Here is an 18,801-nt window from a genome sequence, read left to right on the forward strand (position 1 = left end):
CCGCGCGTACCTGGCTCGACGCGCGGGCGCAGCCCCCCGGCCGGCGCGGGCGACCCGGCCGCCGGCGACCGCGCCGGCGATCGGGAGCCGGCCGGCCGGGGGCCGGCGTACCACGGCGGCGTACCGGACGGCGCACCGGCAGACCGGGATGCCGGCCTCGCGTACTGGCGATCCACGCTGGCCGGCCTGCCCGGCGGGCTGGCGCTGCCCCGCCGGCCGGACCGGCCCGCGGCGCCCGGCCCGCGCGCGGAGACCGTCGTCCGGCGGATCGACCCGGCCGCGCACGCCCGGCTGGTCGGGCTGGCCCGGCGGCACCGCGGCACGCTGTTCATGGTGCTGCACGCGGCGCTGGCGCTCGTGCTGCGTCGGGCCGGCGCGGGCGACGACATCGCGATCGGCGCACCCGTCGCCGCCCGCACCGCCGGCGTCCCGGACGACCTGATCGGCTTCTTCGTGAACCTGGTGGTGCTGCGCACCGACCTGTCCGGCGATCCGACGGGCGCCGAGCTGCTGGCCCGGGTACGGCACGGCGACATCGCCGCGTTCGCCCACCAGGACGTGCCGTTCGAGACCGTGGTGGCCGACCTCAACCCGGCCCGCGCCCCCGGCCGGCATCCGTTGGTGGACGTGGTGCTGGCGTTGCAGAACAACGCCCGCGCCGAGCTGCGGCTGCCCGGCGTGCGGAGCCGGGTGGAGGTGGTCCGGACCGGAGCGGCCCGGTTCGAGTTGCTCGTCGACGTGACCGACGAACACGGACCGGCCGGCGAACCGGCCGGGATCGCCCTGACGATCGAATACCAGGCGGAGGTCTTCGACCCGGCCGTGCCGCAGTGGCTGGCCGACGCCCTGCTGCGGGTGCTGGACGCGCTGGCGGCCCGGCCGCAGGACCGGCTCAGCGCCCTCGACGAGCTGGTGGACCCGCCGGCGGCGCCGGTCGAGGCCGCCGTCCCGGCGTCCCCGGTGCCCGGCCGGCGCCCCTACCTCGGCCCGCGCACCGAACTGGAGCGGCGGCTCGCCGCCACCTGGGCCGAGGTGCTGGGGGTGGACCGGGTGGGGGTGCACGACGACTTCTTCGTACTGGGCGGCAACTCGCTGCGCGCGGTGCGGGTGGCGGCGCGCATCGCCGCGACCGAGCGGCGACGGCTGACCACCACCCAGATCTTCGCCACGCCGACCGTCGCCGGGTTGGCCGAGGCGCTCGCCGCCGCGCCGTCCCGGGCCGAACCCGGCATCCCCCGCCTGCCCCGGATCCCCCGGGTCCGCTCGGCGCCGACCGTGGGCGAGGAGTGATCCGATGGACCTCAGCGTGATGTTCTTCGGCGCGGACGACGTCGGCCCCCGGGCCGAGCCGGCCGGCGGCCTCGGCGAGCGGGCCGATCCGACCGGCGTCACCGGCCCCCGGGCCGACCACGCGCGGGCGTACGACGACATCCTGGCCATCGCCCGCACCGCCGACGAGCTGGGCTTCACCGCGGTCTGGACGCCGGAACGGCACTTCCAGCAGGTCGGCCAGGTGTTCCCGAGCCCGCCGGTGCTGGCCGCGGCGCTCGCCGTCGCCACCCGGCGGATCGCCGTGCGGGCCGGCAGCGTGGTGCTGCCGCTGCACCACCCGCTGCGGGTGGTCGAGGACTGGGCGGTGGTGGACAACCTGTCCCGCGGCCGGATCGGCGTCTCCGTGGCCACCGGCTGGCACTCCACCGACTTCGTCCTGGCCCCGGACCGCTACGCCGACCGGCGGCAACGGGCGCTGGCGGACATTCCGCTGCTGCGCCGGCTCTGGGCCGGGGAGGCGGTCGAGTTCCCCGACGGCACCGGGCGGCCGGTGCCGGTGCGCCCGCAGCCCCGCCCGGTGTCCCCCCGTTTCCCCCTCTGGATGACGACCTCCGGCAACCCGGAGACCTGGGCGGCGGCCGGCCGGCTGCGCACCAACGTGCTGGGCGCCACCATCGGGCAGACCAGGGACGAGCTGGCCGGCAAGATCGCCCGCTACCGGGAGGCGTACCGGGAGGCGTACCGAGCCGCGCCCGACCGGCCGGACGGCCCGGACCGCGGCACGGTCACCCTGATGGCGCACACCTACGTCGGCGCCGACGATGCCGAGGCGATGCGCCGGACCAGCGGTCCGCTGCGGGCGTACCTGCGGTCGTACGTCGCGCAGACGGCCAGCAACCGGGCCGGCGACGGGCGGGCCGCCGCGCTCACCGGGGCGGAGATCGACACGCTCGTGGAGTTCGCCCGGCGGCGCTATCTGAGCTGGGGCAGCCTGCTCGGGTCGGCGGACGCCTGCCGCCGGTCGCTGCTGGACCTGCGCGAGTTGGGCTGCGACGAGGTCGCCTGCTTCGTCGACTTCGGCCTGGGCCGGACGGAGATCCTGGCCAGCCTGCACCGGCTGGCCGAGCTGCGCGCGGACGTGGCCGGTACGCAGCGCAGCGGAGAACCGGCATGAGCGAACGCAGTGAGCGAATCATCAAACACAGGGCGAAAGAGCCTCATGCCGGTACGCAGCGCAGCGGAGAACCGGCATGAGCGAACGCAGTGAGCGAATCATCGAGTACAGGGCGAAAGAGCCTCATGCCGGTACGCAGCGCAGCGGAGTACCGGCATGAGTAAAGGTGGTGAGCGGATCCCCCGGCCCGGCGTGCTGGACCGGTTCGCGGCGCTCGACGGCGCGCAGCGGGTGCGGCTGCTGCGCCGGCTCGTCGAGGCGGGCCGGCTCGACGAGATCCCGGCGGTGGTCCCGCCGCGCCACGCCGGCGACCCGGTGCGGCCCAGCCTGGCCCAGGAGGACCTCTGGGTGTTCGCGTCGCTGCATCCGGGCACGGCCGCGCTGAACCTGTGCTGTGCGTACCACTTCGCGCAGCCGGTGGACGTGGCCGACCTGGAACGGGCGCTGACCATCGTGCAGGGCAACCACGACATCCTGCGGATGAGGATCACCGGCCCGGTCGACGACCTGCGCCTGGACTTCCCGCCCGCGGACGCGTTCCGGCTGGAGCGGCTCGACCTTCGCGACCTGGGCGTCACCCTCGACGAGGCGCTCGCGGCGTTCAGCCGCCGGCCGTTCGACCTGGGCCGGGACCGCCCGATCCGCGGCGCGTTCATCACGGTGGACGAGCGGCGCCGCGCCCTGGTGCTGGCCCTGCACCACATCGCCACCGACTGGTGGTCCTTCGACGTGCTGCACCTCGAATTCGTCGAGGCGTACCAGGCGGTGCGGGCCGGTGCGGCGCCGCCGCGCGGACGGCCCGCCATCCAGTACGCCGACTTCGCCGCCTGGCAGCGCGAGCTGGCCATGGCCGGCGTGTTCGAGGCACAGCTGACGTTCTGGCGTCACCACCTGGCCGAACCGCCCGAGCCGCTGACGGTCGGCCCACTCACGACGGTCGGCCCAACGTCCGTCGGCCCAACGTCCGTCGGCCCGCCGGCGGTCGGCCACGCGTCCGCCGATGCGGTCGGGCCGACGGCAGCGGAGGCGGTCGGGCCGGAGCCGGCGCCGCCCGCCGGGCCGGGCATCGCGCAGGTGCCGTTCCACCTCGACGCCGAGCTTGCCGACCGGGTGCGGGCGTTCGCCCGGGAGCACGGCAGCACCGTGTACGCCGTGCTGATGACCGCGTTCGCGGTATTCGCCCACCGGCTGTCCGGGCGGTCCGACCTCGTCCTGGGCACGCCCATGGCGAACCGGTCCGCCCGCGGGCTGGAGCGGGTCATCGGGTACGTGATGAACGCCGTTCCGACCCGCTGGCGGATCGGCCCGACGGCCACCTTCGCCGGCCTGCTCGGCGGTTTCAGCGCCGAGTTCCCCCGGCTGTCCGGCAACGCCGACGTGCCGGTGGGCCGGATCGTGACGGCGGTCGGCGTGGAGCGGCTGCCCGGCCGGTCTCCGTTGTTCCAGTGGGTGTTCATGTACCTGCCCCGGCAGGAGAGCGTCCGGGCGCTGCGGGAGATCTCCGAGCCCCGCCGGGTGCACACCGGGGGCGAACACGACGTCGTCGGGATCGTCCGGGAGGTGGACGACGGCCTCGACGGGACGCTGGAGGTCCGTACCGACGTCTACCCGGCGGGGGTGGTGCGGCGCTGGGCCGACACCGTGGCGGTCCTGCTGGCCGGGCTGCTCGCGGCGCCGGACGTCCCGGTCGGCGCGATCGCGCTGCTGACGCCCGAACAGGAGCGGCGGCTGCTCGCCGCGGCCGGCGACACCGCCGCGCCACCATCGGAGCCACCATCCGAGCCGCCACCCGCGTCGCTGGCCGACCTGGTGGCCCGCCGGGCCGCCGAGACGCCGCACGCCGTGGCGGTCGAGGCGGACGGCGGGTCGCTGACGTACGCGGGGCTGATCGGGGCGGCCGACCGGCTGGCGGAGCGGCTGGCCGGGTACGGCGTCGGACCCGACCGGGTGGTCGCGCTGGCCCTCGGCCGGACCGCGGCCATGGTGGTGGCGCTGCTCGCGGTGCAGCGGGCGGGCGGCGCCTACCTGCCGATCGACCTGGACTATCCGGCCGACCGGATCCGGTACATGCTCGACGACGCCGATCCGGTGCTGGTGGTCACCGACCCGGCCACCGCGGCGGCGCTGCCCGGCACCGGCACACCGCGGCTGCTGATCGACCCGGCGGTCCTCGACGACCCGCACGACCCGGCGGGGTCGAATGGCCGGGCCGACCCGGCGGCGCCCGCCGACCCGGTCGACGGCCCCGGCCCGGCCGGCGGTCGCGGCACCGACCCCGACCGGGCCGGCTATCTCATGTACACCTCCGGCTCGGCCGGCCGGCCGAAGGGCGTGCTGGTCAGCCACGCCGGCATCGCCAGCCTGACCGAGGCGTTCGTGCGGCGGTTCGGCCTGGACCGGCAGAGCCGGATCCTCCAGCTCAGCTCGCCGAGCTTCGACATCTCGGTCGGCGAGCTGTGCATGGCCTTCGGCTCCGGCGGCACGCTGGTGATCCCGCCACCGGGTCCGCTCGCCGGCCCGGCGCTGGGTGACGTGCTGGCGCAGCGGCGGATCACCTGCACGCTGCTGCCGCCGGCCGTCCTGGCCAGCGTGCCGCCCGGGGCGTACCCCTGGTTGCGGACCGTCTGCGTCGGCGCCGACGTCTGCCCACCCGACGTGGTGACCGCGTGGGCCACCGCCGGACGCCGGTTCCACAACGCCTACGGCCCGACCGAGACCACCGTCGGGGTGACGGTCAGCGACCCGCTGGCCGGCGGCACCGGTGCGCCGCCGATCGGCCGGCCCATCACCGGGACCCGGGCGTACGTGCTCGACGACCGGCTCCGCCCGGTGCCGGTGGGCGTGCCCGGCGAGCTGTACCTCGGCGGAGCCGGGGTCGCCCGCGGATACCACGGCCGGCCGGGGTTGACCGCCGGGCGGTTCGTGGCCGACCCGTACCCGGCCCGGCCCGGCGCCCGGATGTACCGCACCGGCGACCTGGTCCGTTGGCGCGAGGACGGCCAGTTGGACTTCCTGTGCCGCACCGACGAGCAGGTCAAGCTGCGGGGATTCCGGATCGAGACCGCCGAGATCGAGGCGGTGCTCGCCGAGCACGACGAGGTGGCCCGCGCCGTGGTGCTGCTCCGCGAGGACGCGCCGGGCGACCGCCGGCTGGTCGCCTATCTGGTACCGGCGGGCGGCGCCGCACCGCATCCGGACACGCTGCGGGCGCACGCGGCGGCCCTGCTGCCCCGGCAGATGGTGCCCAGCGTGTTCGTGACCGTGGACACCGTGCCGGTGACCGCGCAGGGCAAGGTGGACCGCCGGGCACTGCCCGCACCGGTGGCGCCGGCCCGGCCCGCGACCGCCGGACCGGGCACCGAGCGCGAGCGGCTGTTCTGCGCGCTGTTCCGCGCCGCGCTCGGCCGGCCGGAGGTGGGCGTGCGGGACGACTTCTTCGCCCTCGGCGGGGACAGCATCGGCGCCATCCTGCTGGTCGGCCGGGCCCGTACCGCCGGGCTGGAGCTGGAGCTGACGGACGTCTTCGCCGGCCGCACCCCCGCCGGGCTGGCCGCGATCGCCCGGACCGCCCCGGCCCCCTCGGCCGAGCCGGACGGCGCCGCGACGGGCCGCTTCCCGCCCACCCCGATCATGCGCTGGTGGTGGGAGCACACCGCCGCCCCTGACGCGTTCACGCTCTCCGCGGTGCTGCCCATCCCGGCCGGTGCCCGGGCGGACCGGATCGCCGAGGCGCTGCGGACGCTCACCCGCCGGCACGGCACGCTGCGGCAGCGGATCGTCCGGAGCACCCCGCGGGACTGGGAGCTGGAGATCCCGCCGCCCGGACCGGTACCGGTCGAGCTGACCCGGGTGGACGCGACCGCGCTGGCCCCGGACGGGCTGCCGGCGGCGGTCCGCGCCGCCGCGGGCCGGCTCCGGCTGGCGCCGGAGGCCGGCCGGATGCTCGCCGCCGTCTGGTTCGACCGGGGCGCCCGGCAGGACGGCCGGTTGTTGCTGACCGTGCACCACCTGGCGGCCGACGCCGTGTCGCTGCACCTGCTGCGCCGCGAGCTGGCCGACCTGCTGAGCGCCGGACCGGCGGACGCCGGACCGTCAGGCACCGGACCGTCGGGCAACGGGCGGACGGACGGGCCCGCGGCCGGTACGCCGTTCCGGCGCTGGGCCGGGCTGCTGGCCGAGCGGTCCGGCGAGGTGGTCGCCGACCTCCCGCACTGGCGGGACGCGCTGTCCGGTCCGCAGGACCGGCTGATCCCCGGGACCGGCCCGCCGGCGGGGCCGACCCCGACCCCGACCCCGACGCCGGCCGGCGGGCGGGCAGCCGGGGCCGGCCCGGTAGCCCGGCCTCAGCGGGAGGGCGCGACCGGCCGGCGGGCGACCCTGACGGTACGGCTGGCACCGGCGGATACCGAACCGGTGCTCACCGCCGCCCCGGCCGCGTTCCGGTGCGGCCCGGACGAGGTCCTGCTGACGGCGCTGCTGGCCGCGGCGCTGCGGTGGCGGGGCCACGGCAGCGGCCTGCTCGTCGACCGCGAGGTGCACGGACGCGAGACGTTCGGCACCGGTCTCGACCTGTCCACCACGGTCGGCTGGTTCACCAGCCGGTTCCCGGTCCGGCTGGACGCCGGCGACGCGGCGGCCGAGGCGTTCTGGCAGGACGGGGAGGTGGCCGCCGCCGCCCTGAAGCGGGTGAAGGAACAACTGCGCGCGATCCCGTCCGGTGGGCTGAGCTACGGGCTGCTGCGGCACCTCAACCCCGACACGGCGCCGAGCCTGGCCGACCTGCCCGGCCCCGACGTCGGGTTCAACTATCTCGGCCGGACCGCGGCGCCGGACACCGGCGAGTTCCTCGGCGTGCTGGACGCGGACGCCGTACCCCTGGCGCACGCCGTCGAACTGGACGCGGTGGCCGAGGTCCGGGCGGACGGCCCGCACCTGGTGACGACCTGGTCGTACGACGCGGGGCTGCTCACCGAGGCCCGGGTGCGCGACCTCGCCGGCCACTGGAGCGCGGCGCTGCGCCGGCTCGCCGCAGCGGCCGCGGCGGGTGCCGGCGGTGCCACCGCGTCCGACTTCCCGCTCGTCGACCTGAGTCAGGACCAGATCGAGTCGTTGGAGTCCGATCTGGACGGTTTCGACTGGGCGGCCGGCGATGCGGGGTAGCCGGCTGGCCGACGTCCTGCCGCTCACCCCGGCGCAGGAGGGGCTGCTCTACCACGCGCTGCTCGACGGCGCCGGACCCGACGCCTACCTGGTGCAGTGCCGGTTCCGCATCGACGGGCCGGTGGACGTACCGGCGCTGCGCGCGGCGGTGGCGCAACTGCTGGTCCGGCACCCGAACCTGCGGGTCTGCTTCCGGCACCGCGGACTGGACCGGGCGGTACAGCTCGTCCCGGACGCGGTACCGGTGCCGTGGTCCGAGACCGACCTGTCGGCGGCGGACCCCGCGGAGGCCGCGGCGCGGCTGCGGCGCCTGCTCGCGGCGGACCGGACCCGGCGGTTCGACGTCACCCGGCCGCCCCTGCTGCGCTGCCTGCTGGTACGGCTCGCCGGCCGGGCCGAGCTGGTCCTGACGCTGCATCATCTCCTGGTCGACGGCTGGTCGATGCCGATCCTGGCCCGCGAGCTGGCCACCCTGTACGCCGGCGACGGCGCCGACCTGCCACCCGCGCCGCGGTTCCGGGACTTCCTGTCCTGGCTGCGCGGGCGGGACGCGACGGCCGCGACCGGCGCCTGGCGGTCGGCGTTGGCCGGCCTCGAACGGCCGACCCTCGTGGCCGGGCCGGGGCAGCCCCGCGGGCCGGTGCTGCCGGAGACGGTCGAGGTCGAGCTGCCGGAGGGGCTGAGCACGGCGCTGCGCCGGCAGGCCGGGGCGGCCGGGCTGACCGTGAACACGCTCGCCCAGCTGGCCTGGGCGCTGGTGCTCGCCCGGATGACCGGCACCGACGACGTGGTGTTCGGCGCGGTGGTGTCCGGCCGGCCGCCGGAGGTCGCCGGGGTCGAGGCGATGGTCGGCCTGTTGATCAATACGGTCCCGGTCCGGGTCCGGCTGGGCGCCGGCGACCGGCTCGACGCCGTGCTGACCCGGCTGCGGGACGAGCAGCTTCGGTTGACCCCGCACCACCACGTGCCGCTGGCCGAGTTGCGGCGGCTGGCCGGGGCGGGTGACCTGTTCGACACGGTGCTGGCGTTCGAGAACTTCCCGCGCGGTGCCGATGGCGGCACCGGCGACTCCGACTCCGAGACCAGCGCCGCCACCGACTCCGACCCGGGCGCCGGGCCGGACGGCAGGCTGGACGGCAGGCCGGACGGCAGCGGGCCGGACGGCAGCGGGCCGGCCAGGCGCGGCGGACCGCGGCTGGTGGACGTGCGGGACGCCACGCACTACCCGCTGGCGGTGACCGTGCTGGCCGGCCGGCGGCTGTGGCTGCGGCTCAGCCACCGGCCGGACCTGTTCGGCCCGGCCGAGGCCCGGCTGGTGGCCGGCCGGCTGGTCCGGGCCTTCGAGGTGCTCGCCGGCGACCCGAGCATCAGGGTGGACCGGGTCGACGTGCTACCGGCCGCCGAACGGCGGAACCTGCTCGTGACCTGGAACGGCACGGCCCGTCCCGATCCGGGGTCGAGCCTTGCGGACCGCTGGGCGGCGCAGGTGGCGCGTACCCCGCGGGCGCCGGCCGTGGAGTCCGCCGCCGGCGTGCTCAGCTACCGGGAGCTGGATGCCCGGGCCGCGGCCCTGGCCGGACGGCTGGTGGCGGCCGGCGCCGGGGCCGGGGCGCCGGTCGGGATGCTGGTGACCCGGTCGGCCGATCTGGTCGTCGGGCAGCTCGCTGTGTTGCTGGCCGGCGGCCACTACCTGCCGCTCGACCCCGCCGACCCGCCGGCCCGGCGGGACCGTCTGCTGCGCGACGCCGGGGTGCGGCTGGTGCTGACCGACGGTTGGGGTGCGGCTGGCCCGCCGGCCGGCGTCCGGACCGTGCCGGTCGACGCGACGCCCGGTGGCGACCCGGCCGGCGTCGCGGCCGGGGTCGCGGCCGGCGGCAACCCGGACCACCCGGACCACCCGGACCGCGGCGGGCAGTACACCGCCGGCACCCGGCCCGACGCCGGCCCCGACTCCGCCGCGTACGTGATGTACACCTCGGGCTCCACCGGAACCCCGAAGGGGGTCGTGGCGACCCACCGCAACCTGGTGGAGCTGGCGGCCGACCGGGCCTTCGCCGGCGGCGCGCACGCGCGGGTGCTGCTGCACAGCCCGCACACCTTCGACGCGGCCAGCTACGAGGTCTGGGTGCCGCTGCTGACCGGCGGCACCGTGGTGGTCGCGCCGCCCGGCCCGGTCGACACCGGGACGCTGCGCCGGACCCTCACCGAGCACCGGGTCAGCGCGCTGTGGCTCACCGCGGAGCTGTTCGCCACCGTGGCGCGGATCGCCCCGGACGTCCTCTCCGGACTGCGCGAGGTGTGGACGGGCGGCGACGTCGTCGACCCGGACGCGGTGCGCCGGGTCCGGCGCGCCTGCCCGGACCTGCGGGTGGTCAACGGGTACGGCCCGACCGAGACCACCACGTTCGCCACCTGCCACCCGGTCGCCGAGCCCCGCCGCGACGGCGACCCGGCGGCGGGCGACCCGGCGGCGGGCACCCCGACGCCCACGGCCGACCCGACGCCCGTCGCGGACCCGGCGGACCCGGCGGACCCGGCGGCGGACGCACCGGAGCACGGCACCGTCCCGATCGGCCGGCCGATGCGCAACACCCAGGCGTACCTGCTGGACGCCCGGCTGCGCCCGGTGCCGGTGGGCGTGGCCGGCGAGCTGTACCTCGCCGGCACCGGCGTCGCCCGCGGCTACCTGCACGAACCGGGCCGCACCGCGGAACGGTTCGTCGCCGCGCCGTACTCCCCCGACCCGGGCGAGCGGATGTACCGCACCGGCGACCTGGCGCGGTGGACCGCCGCCGGCGTGCTGGAGTTCGTCGGCCGCGCCGACGACCAGGTCAAGCTGCGCGGCTTCCGGATCGAACCGGCCGAGGTGGAGGCCGTGTTGCGGTCCTGCCCCGACGTCCACCGCGCGGTCGTGGCCGCCCGGCAGTGGCCGGACGGCGGCCGGCGGCTGGTCGCCTACCTCGTCCTGGCCCCCGGCGGCGAGCTGGCCGAGGTACGTCGCCACGCGGCCGAACGGCTGCCCGGACACCTGCTCCCGGCCGGGTACGAACTCCTGGACCGGGTGCCGCTGACCCGGCACGGCAAGGTGGCCCGGGCCGCGCTGCCGGCGCCACGGTCCCGGACGGCCACCCGGCCCGAGGCGGTGGCCGGCAGCGTCCGCGCCCTGGTCCTCACCGAACTGTTCGGCACCGTGCTGGGCGTGCCGCGGCTGGGACCGGACGACGACTTCTTCGCCACCGGCGGCAACTCGCTGCTGGCGATGCGGCTGGTCGCGGCCGTCGAGGACGCGCTCGGCGGCCGGGTGTCGATCGACACGCTGTTCGCGGCGCCCACCCCGAACGCGCTGGCCGCCCGCCTCGCCGGCACCGCCGGCACCGCCGGCACCGCCGGCACCGCCGGCACCGCCGACCCCGGCACCGCCGGCGGTGATGGCACCGATCTCGGCCCGGCGCCGCTGCTCACCCTCCGGCCCGGTGCCGGCGGCCCGCCACTGTTCCTGCTGCCCCCGGCGATGGGCCTCGGCTGGTCGTACACGGCACTGCTGCCGCACCTGGCGCCCGAGGTCCCGCTGTACGCCCTCCAGTCCACCGCGCTGTGGGGCGGCGGGCCGCCGCCGCGCAGCATCGGCGGGATCGCCGCGCAGTACCTGCGGCTGATCCGCACGGTCCGGCCCACCGGCCCGTACCTGCTGCTCGGCCGCTCCTTCGGTGGGCTGCTCGCGTACGAGCTGGCCGCCCGGCTGCGGCGGGCCGGGCAGCGGGTCGACCTGCTGGCCGTGCTGGACGCGGTGCCCGTCACGGCGCTGCCGGACGGGCCGTCCGCGCCGCTCACCGACGCCGAGGTGGAGCAGGAGATGCTGCGGGTCCTGCTGCAGGCCGGGCCGCCGGAGCTGGCCGCCCGGCTCGGCCCGGGTCCGCGCGAGCGCGCCGAGGTCTTCCGGGCGCTGCGCCGCGCCGCCGGGCCGTTGCGCGGTGCCAGCGAGCGGTTCCTCGCCGGGCTGGTCGACGGGGGCGCCACGCACCTGCGGCTGGCCCACGACTACCGGCCGCCCCGGTACGACGGGCCGGTGCTGCTGTTCTCGGCCACGGCGCAGCCCGGCGGGCTGGCCTCGGCGGTCAAGGCCGCGGCCTGGCGGCACACCGCCGCCCGGGTACGCGTGCACGACCTCGACTGCGCACACAGCGACGTGCTGACACCGGGACCCGCCGCGCGGATCGGCGCCGTCCTCGAACCGATCCTCAGGAGTGCCGCCGATGCGCAGCGCTGACCACCGCTCCGACCCCGGCCCGCCGGAGGAGTACGAGGAGTACGAGTTCCCGGTGTCGCCCGCGCAGGCCAGCCTGCTGATGCTGGAGCGGGTGCACGCCGGCAGCGCCCAGTACCACGTTCCCACGGCGTTCGCCGTACGCGGCCGCCTCGATCTCGACGCGTTCGCCCACGCCCTCGACGCGCTGGTGGCCCGGCACGAGTCCCTGCGCACCGTGTTCCGCACGGTCGACGGCGCGCCCCGGCAGGTGGTGGCCGCCCGGGCCCGCGCCGAGCTGCACGTGGAACGGGACGTCCCGGCGGCCGAGCTGGCCGGCCGGCTGCGGCAGGCCGCGCAGCGGCCGTTCGACCTGGCCCGCGGGCCGCTGCTGCGTTGCACCGTGTACGCGGTGCCCGGCGACGGGTACCGGATCCTGCTGACCGTGCACCACCTGGTCTGCGACGGCTGGTCGGTGCAGATCATGCTCCGCGAGCTGGCCGCGGACTACGCCGCCCGGCTGGCCGGCGGGGCCGTCGACGACACCGCGCCGCCGGTGCAGTACCCGGATTTCGCGGCGTGGCAACGCGACCGGCTGGCCGCGGGCGACTATGCGGCCGCCGTGGCGCACTGGCGGGACCTGCTCGCTGGCGCGCCCGCGGTGCTCGCCCTGCCCACCGAGCGGCCCCGGCCGGCGGTGCAGACCACGGCCGGCGGGGTGGAACGGTTCGCCCTGCCGACCGGGGTGCGGCGGCGGCTCACCGCGCTGGCCCACGAGCGCGGCGCCACCCCGTTCGCGGTGCTCTTCGCGGCCTTCGCCGCCTTCCTGTACCGGATGGCCGGCCAGCCCGATCTGGTGGTCGGCTTCCCCGTCTCCGGCCGGGACCATCCCGACGTACAGGGCATGGTCGGGCTGCTGACCAACACCCTGCCGCTGCGGGTGGACGTGTCCGGACGGCCGCGCTTCGTCGATCTGGTGGACCGGGTCCGGGACCGGCTGCGGGCCGCCGGCCCGTACCAGGACGTGCCGTTCGGCGCCGTGGTGGACGCGGTCGCGCCGCGGCGGCAGTCCAGTCACGACCCGGTGGTGCAGGTGGTGTTCGGGTACGACGACGACACGGTGCTGGAGCTGCCGCTGCCCGGCGCCCGGGTGGAGCGGATCGACCTGAGCCTGGACGTGGCGAAGTTCGACGTGCTGCTGCACGTGGAGCGGGCCGGTGACGGCCTCGTGGCCCAGCTCAACTATCGGACCGACCTGTTCGCCGCGGCCACCCTCCGGCGGTGGGCGGCCGGCTTCCGGACCCTGTTGGACGGTCTGCTCGACCGGCCCGACGCGCCGGTCGACGCCGTCGACCTGCTCGATCCCGCGGCCCGGGACCGGATCCTGCGGGACGGAGCCGGCCCGGTCACCGCCGTACCGGACCGGCCGGTGACCGAGCTGATCGCCGAGCGGGCCGCCACGCAACCCGAGGCGACCGCCCTGGTCTGCGGGCAGACGGTGCTGCGCTACCGCGAACTGCTGGCCCGGGCCGACGCGCTGGCGGCCGGGCTCACCGCGGCCGGGGTGGGACCGGAGGTGCCGGTCGGGCTCTGCCTGTCCCGATCCGCCGAGATGGCCGTGGCGGCGCTGGCCGTACTGCGGGCCGGCGGCGCCTACCTGCCGCTCGATCCGCGGCAGCCGCCGGGCCGGCTGCGCGGCATGCTGACCGGTGCGGGCGCGCGGCTCGTGCTGGCCAACGCGCCGACCGCCGAACGGGCCGGGGACCTCGGCGTACCGGTCGCGGTGGTGGCCCCCGCGGCCGACGGCTACCTGGTGCCGCCGCCACCGGCCGCTGCCGTTGACCCGGCGCGGCCGGGCGGCGCCACCGACCCGGCGCGGCAGGCCGCCGCCGTCGACCCGGCGGCCGGTACGCCCGCGGGGTTGCCGGCGGTACGCGCCGGCAACCTGGCCTACCTGCTCCACACCTCGGGCTCCACCGGAACCCCGAAGGGCGTGGCGATCACGCACGGGGCGCTGACCAACCTGGCCACCGCGGTACGCCGGCACTTCGCGGTCACCGCCGCCGACCGGGTCCTCCAGTACGTCGCGTTCAGCTTCGACGTCGCCGTCTCGGACCTGGTCTTCGCCTGGGTCGGCGGCGCCGAGCTGCACATCGCGGGCGAGCACGAGCGGCTCGGCGACGCCCTGTACGACCGGCTGGCCGCGGCCGGCATCACGTACGCGTTCCTGCCGCCGTCCGCGGCCATGTCGCTGCCCTGCCCGCCGGGCGCCCTGCCCGAGCTGCGCACCCTCGCCATCGGCGGCGAGGCGTGTCCGGCCGAGCTGGTGGCCCGCTGGTCGACGCCCGGCCGCACGCTCATCGACGCGTACGGCCCGAGCGAGGACACCGTCTACGCCAGCACCGCCGAGCTGAGCCCGGACCGCCCGGTGCGGATCGGCCGGCCGGTGGCCAACGGCGGCGCGTACGTCCTCGACGAGCGGCTGCGGCCGGTGCCGGCCGGGGTGGCGGGCGAGATCTACCTGACCGGCGCCGGCCTGGCCCGCGGCTACGCCAACCGGCCGGCGCTCACCGCCGAGCGGTTCGTGGCCGACCCGTTCGGCCCGCCCGGCTCGCGCATGTACCGCACCGGTGACCTCGGCCGGTACGACGCGGACGGCCTGCTCGACTACCTCGGGCGCACCGACGACCAGGTGAAGATCCGCGGCTTCCGGGTCGAACTCGGCGAGATCGAGACGGTGCTGGCCGGCCACCCGGACGTGGCCTCGGCCGCGGCCCGGGTGCTGGGCGAGGCCGACCGGCAACGCCTGGTGGGTTACCTGGTGGCGGTGCCCGGCCGGGCGCCGGAGCCGGGCGAGCTGCGCCGCTGGCTCGCCGACCGGCTGCCCGGCTACATGGTGCCGGAGAGCCTGGTGCGGCTCGACCGGCTGCCCACCGGCCGGACCGGGAAGGTGGACCGGTCCCGGCTGCCCGCGCCGCCGACCGACCGGCCCGACCTGGGTCCGGGCTACGCGGCCCCGGACACCGCCACCCAACGGCGGCTGGTCGACCTCTGGTCCCGGGTGCTGGGCATCGACGGCATCGGGGTGCACGACAACTTCTTCGAGCTGGGCGGCAACTCGTTGCGGCTGTTGACGGTGCTCACCGGGCTGCGCGAGCAGGGCGACCGGGACCTGGGCATGGTGGATCTCCTCCGCTACCCCACTGTCGCCGCCCTGGCGTCCCGGTTGGACGCCGCCGGCGTACCTGATCCGGCGCCCGCCGACCGCGCGGCGGCCCGGCGCCGCGGCCAGGACCGGCGTGCCCGGCTGGCGGCCCGGGCCGCGGACGCCCGCACCCGCACGAACCCCGAGAAAGGCGGTACGGCATGACCGACGCGGCGGCGGTGGCGATCGTCGGGATGAGTGGGCGTTTCCCCGGCGCCCGCGACCTCGACGAGTTCTGGCGGAACCTGCACGACGGGGTCTGCTCGATCGCCGACTTCAGCGCCGCCGAGCTGCTGGCCGACGGCGCCGATCCCGAGGAGTTGCGCCATCCCGGGTACGTGCCGGCCAAGGGCTACCTGGCCGACGCCGACCGGTTCGAGGCGGAGCTGTTCGGCTTCAACCGGGCCGAGGCCACGGCGCTCGACCCCCAGCACCGGCTGTTGCTGGAGGCCGCCTGGGCCGCGCTGGAGGACGCCGGCTACGACCCGCGGCGGGCGCCCGAACGGACCGGGGTGTACGTGGGGGGAAGCCCGACCGAGCACGCGGTCGCCGCCGCGGTCGACCGACGGCTGGCGCGGGAACTCGGCCCGATGCAACTGCGGATCCTCACCGACCGCGAGTTCCTGGCGCCGTGGGTGTCCTACCGGCTGGGCCTGGACGGGCCGAGCATGACCGTCCAGACGGCCTGCTCCACCTCGCTGACCGCCGTCCACCTGGCGGCGCAGGCCCTGCTGCTGGGCGAGTGCGACGCGGCGCTGGCCGGCGGGGTGTCGGTCGACGCGATCCGCCGGCGGGGGTACGTGTTCCGGGACGGCGGCATCTTCGCCCCGGACGGCCGGTGCCGGCCGTTCGACGCGCACGCGGCCGGCACGGTCAGCGGCAGCGGGGTCGGCGTGCTGGTGCTGCGCCGGCTGGCCGACGCGCTCGCCGACGGCGATCCCGTCCGCGCGGTCGTGCTCGGCACCGCGGTCACCAACGACGGCTCGGCGAAGGTCGGCTTCACGGCGCCCAGCGTCGACCCGCAGGCGCGGACCATCACCGAGGCGTGGTCGGCCGCCGGCCTCGATCCGGGCGCGGCGCAGTACCTGGAGATGCACGGCACCGGCACCGAGCTGGGTGACCGGGTCGAGCTCGCGGCGGCGGCCGCCGCGGTCGGCACGGCCGGAATGGCCGGAATGGCCCGCATGGCCGGGACGGTCGGCACGGCCGGCGGGCGGTGTGGGATCGGATCGGTCAAGTCGAACATCGGTCACCTCGACGCGGCGTCCGGGGTGGCGAGCCTGATCAAGGTGGTCCTGATGCTCGACCGGGGCACGATCGTGCCAAGCGTCAACATCCGGCGGCCACACCCCGACCTGGACCGCCTGCCGCAGTTCCGGTTGGTCACCGGGGTCGCCCCGTGGGACGTACCCGATGGCGGCCGGCGGCTGGCCGGGGTCACCGGGCTGGGCGTCGGCGGCACGAACGTGCACGTGGTGCTGGCCGGTCCGGCCGACGCGGCCGGACACCGGGTCGGGCCGCCGGACGGCACGGCCGGAGCGCTGACCGGGCCGGCAGGGCCGGCCCTGCCGATCGGGCCGACGGGCCGGCAGAACGGCGGCGCGCCGCCCGGCCGCGTCGAGCTGCTGCCGATCTCGGCACGCACGGCCGGGCAGCTACGGGTGGTGGCGCGCCGGCTGGCCGACGCGCTGCGCTCACCGGAGGCACCGGCCCTGGCCGACGTCGCGCACACCCTGCGCACCGCGCGCACCCCGCTGCCGGCCCGGACGTACGTGCTGGCCGCCGACCTCGCCGCGGCGTCCGACGCGCTCGCGGTGCTGGCCGACGGTGGCGAGCCCGCGCCCCCGGCCGCGCCCGGCGATCTGGTGGCGCTCGGCGCGGCCTGGGTGCGCGGCGACGCGGTGCACTGGCCGGCGCCCGCGTCCGGCGCCCGGCGGGTACACCTGCCGACGTACCCGTTCGCCGGCCCGGCGCTGGGGGCGCTGACCCTGCCCGGCGCCGGGCCGCCGGCCGCCAGCGACGGCGGTGGCGGTGGCGGTGACCACGACGACGACGACGGCGACGACGGGCGGACCGGCCCGGCCGCGGTCGAGGCGGCCGTGACGGAACTGCTCTCCGGCACGCTCGGGCTGGGCGGACCCGGCGACCTGGACCAGACGTACTTCGCGGCCGGCGGCGACTCGCTGACCGCCGTGCACCTGATCGGCCGGCTCCGCGACGAGTTGGGCATCGAGGCCCGGATCGAACTCTTCCTGGAACCGATAAGCGTCCGCGAGCTGGCCGCCCGGCTGGCGGCCGGCGGCGACGGGGACGACGGCGGCCTGCTCGCCGCGTTGCTGGACGAACTGGAGTCGCCGGGATGACCGCCGCCGGACCGCCCGCCGGGTCCGCCGTGCTGGACGGCGTGGACCTGCTCGACCCGCACCTGCACGCCGACCGCGACCTGACCGAGGTCTGGCGGTGGCTGCGGCGGCACGATCCGGTGCGCTGGCACCCGGACACCACCGGCGCCGGACGAGGCTTCTGGGTGGTGACCCGGCACGCCGACGTGGTGCGGATCGTGCGCGACGACACCGCCTTCACCTCCGTCCGCGGCAACATGCTGGCCACCCTGCTGCGCGGCCACGATCCGGGCGGCGGCCGGATGCTGGTGGTCAGCGACGGCCCCTTCCACGCCGACCTGCGCCGCGTGCTCGCCGGCGGCTTCGGCTCGCGGGCGCTGCTCGGGGTGACCCGGTCCATCGCCACGGCGACCCGGGCCACCCTGGGCGGGCTGCTGGAGCGCGGCGGTGGCGACTTCGTCGCCGAGGTCGCCGCGCAGGTGCCGCTGCGGGCGATCTGCGAACTGCTCGGCGTACCGGCGGTCGACCGGAGCCGGGTGCTGGCGATGACCGGCGCCGCGATGCTGGGTGAGCACGCCGAGCCGACCGGCGTCGAGGCGCGGATCGCGCAGAGCGAGATCCTGCTGTACTACACCGGCCTGGCCGCCGAGCGGCAGAGCGCTCCGGGCAGCGACCTCATCAGCCTGCTGGTCGCCAGCACGGTGGGCGGTCGCCCGCTGCGCACCGAGGAGGTGCTGCTGAACTGCTACAACCTGATCATCGGGGGCGACGAGACGGCCCGGCTCGCCCTGGCCGGCGGTCTGCTCGCGCTCGCCGGCCACGAGGAACAGTGGGCGCGGCTGGTCGCCGACCCCGGCCTCGTCGAGGTCGGCGTCGAGGAGATCCTGCGCTGGACCACGCCGGCGGCGCACATCGGCCGCACGGTGACCACGGACGTCGAGGTCAACGGCCGGCGGTTGGCCGCCGGGGACGTGGTGACGCTCTGGAACGTCTCGGCCAACCGGGACGAGGACGTCTTCGCCGATCCGGACGTGTTCGACCTCGGCCGGCGACCGAACCGGCACCTCACATTCGGCTACGGGCCGCACTTCTGCATCGGCGCCCAACTGGCCCGCACCGAGATCCGGGCCCTGCTCGCCGAGTTGCGCCGCAGCGTCCGGACCATCGAGGTGACCGGGCCGGTCACCCGGCTGCCGTCCAACTTCGTCAGTGGGCTGCGCACCCTGCCGGTCGCCCTCACCCGGCGACGCTGACGCCGGCACCCATGCGCACGTTCTCAACGGCCCGGCACGATCGGCGGCCGGTCCGGCACCACTGACCGGTTTCCCGCGCAGTCCGAGCGGCCTCTCCCGCCCGGGGCAACATTGACAGCCGCAATTGTGAACGCTAACTTCGGCTGGGTCGG

The 18,801-nt window shown here is 77.0% G+C and carries 7 protein-coding genes; all 7 read left to right on the forward strand.

Translation table 11 applies throughout. The features are described 5' to 3' along the window. The first annotated feature begins 204 nt into the window (after nt 1–204). Nucleotides 205–1,290, forward strand: a complete 1,086-nt coding sequence (locus CIK06_RS31905; protein ID WP_255408603.1) for a condensation domain-containing protein — start codon at nt 205–207, stop codon at nt 1,288–1,290. Nucleotides 1,291–1,294: 4 nt separating this feature from the next. Then, nucleotides 1,295–2,446 (forward strand): MupA/Atu3671 family FMN-dependent luciferase-like monooxygenase, encoded by a 1,152-nt coding sequence (locus tag CIK06_RS15945; protein ID WP_095565486.1) that lies wholly within the window; start codon nt 1,295–1,297, stop codon nt 2,444–2,446. 156 nt (nt 2,447–2,602) lie between these two features. Next, complete coding sequence (locus CIK06_RS15950; RefSeq protein ID WP_095565487.1) at nt 2,603–7,606, forward strand: non-ribosomal peptide synthetase; 5,004 nt, start codon at nt 2,603–2,605, stop codon at nt 7,604–7,606. Next, on the forward strand, nt 7,596–11,873 hold the full coding sequence (locus tag CIK06_RS15955) for an AMP-binding protein (RefSeq protein ID WP_095565488.1): 4,278 nt from the start codon (nt 7,596–7,598) through the stop codon (nt 11,871–11,873). The genes CIK06_RS15950 and CIK06_RS15955 overlap by 11 nt, the downstream gene beginning before the upstream one ends. Beyond that, entirely contained in the window at nt 11,860–15,219 is a 3,360-nt protein-coding gene (locus tag CIK06_RS15960; protein WP_157756790.1) for a non-ribosomal peptide synthetase, read from the forward strand. Before CIK06_RS15955 ends, CIK06_RS15960 begins: the two co-directional genes overlap by 14 nt. After that, nucleotides 15,216–17,417: a beta-ketoacyl synthase N-terminal-like domain-containing protein gene (locus CIK06_RS15965; RefSeq protein ID WP_095565490.1), complete on the forward strand. Its 2,202-nt coding sequence runs from the start codon at nt 15,216–15,218 to the stop codon at nt 17,415–17,417. Before CIK06_RS15960 ends, CIK06_RS15965 begins: the two co-directional genes overlap by 4 nt. Next, entirely contained in the window at nt 17,414–18,649 is a 1,236-nt protein-coding gene (locus tag CIK06_RS15970; protein WP_095565491.1) for a cytochrome P450, read from the forward strand. The genes CIK06_RS15965 and CIK06_RS15970 overlap by 4 nt, the downstream gene beginning before the upstream one ends. The last annotated feature ends 152 nt before the right edge of the window (nt 18,650–18,801 follow it).

It is taken from the genome of Plantactinospora sp. KBS50, assembly GCF_002285795.1.
In the GTDB taxonomy this organism is placed as follows: Bacteria; Actinomycetota; Actinomycetes; order Mycobacteriales; family Micromonosporaceae; genus KBS50.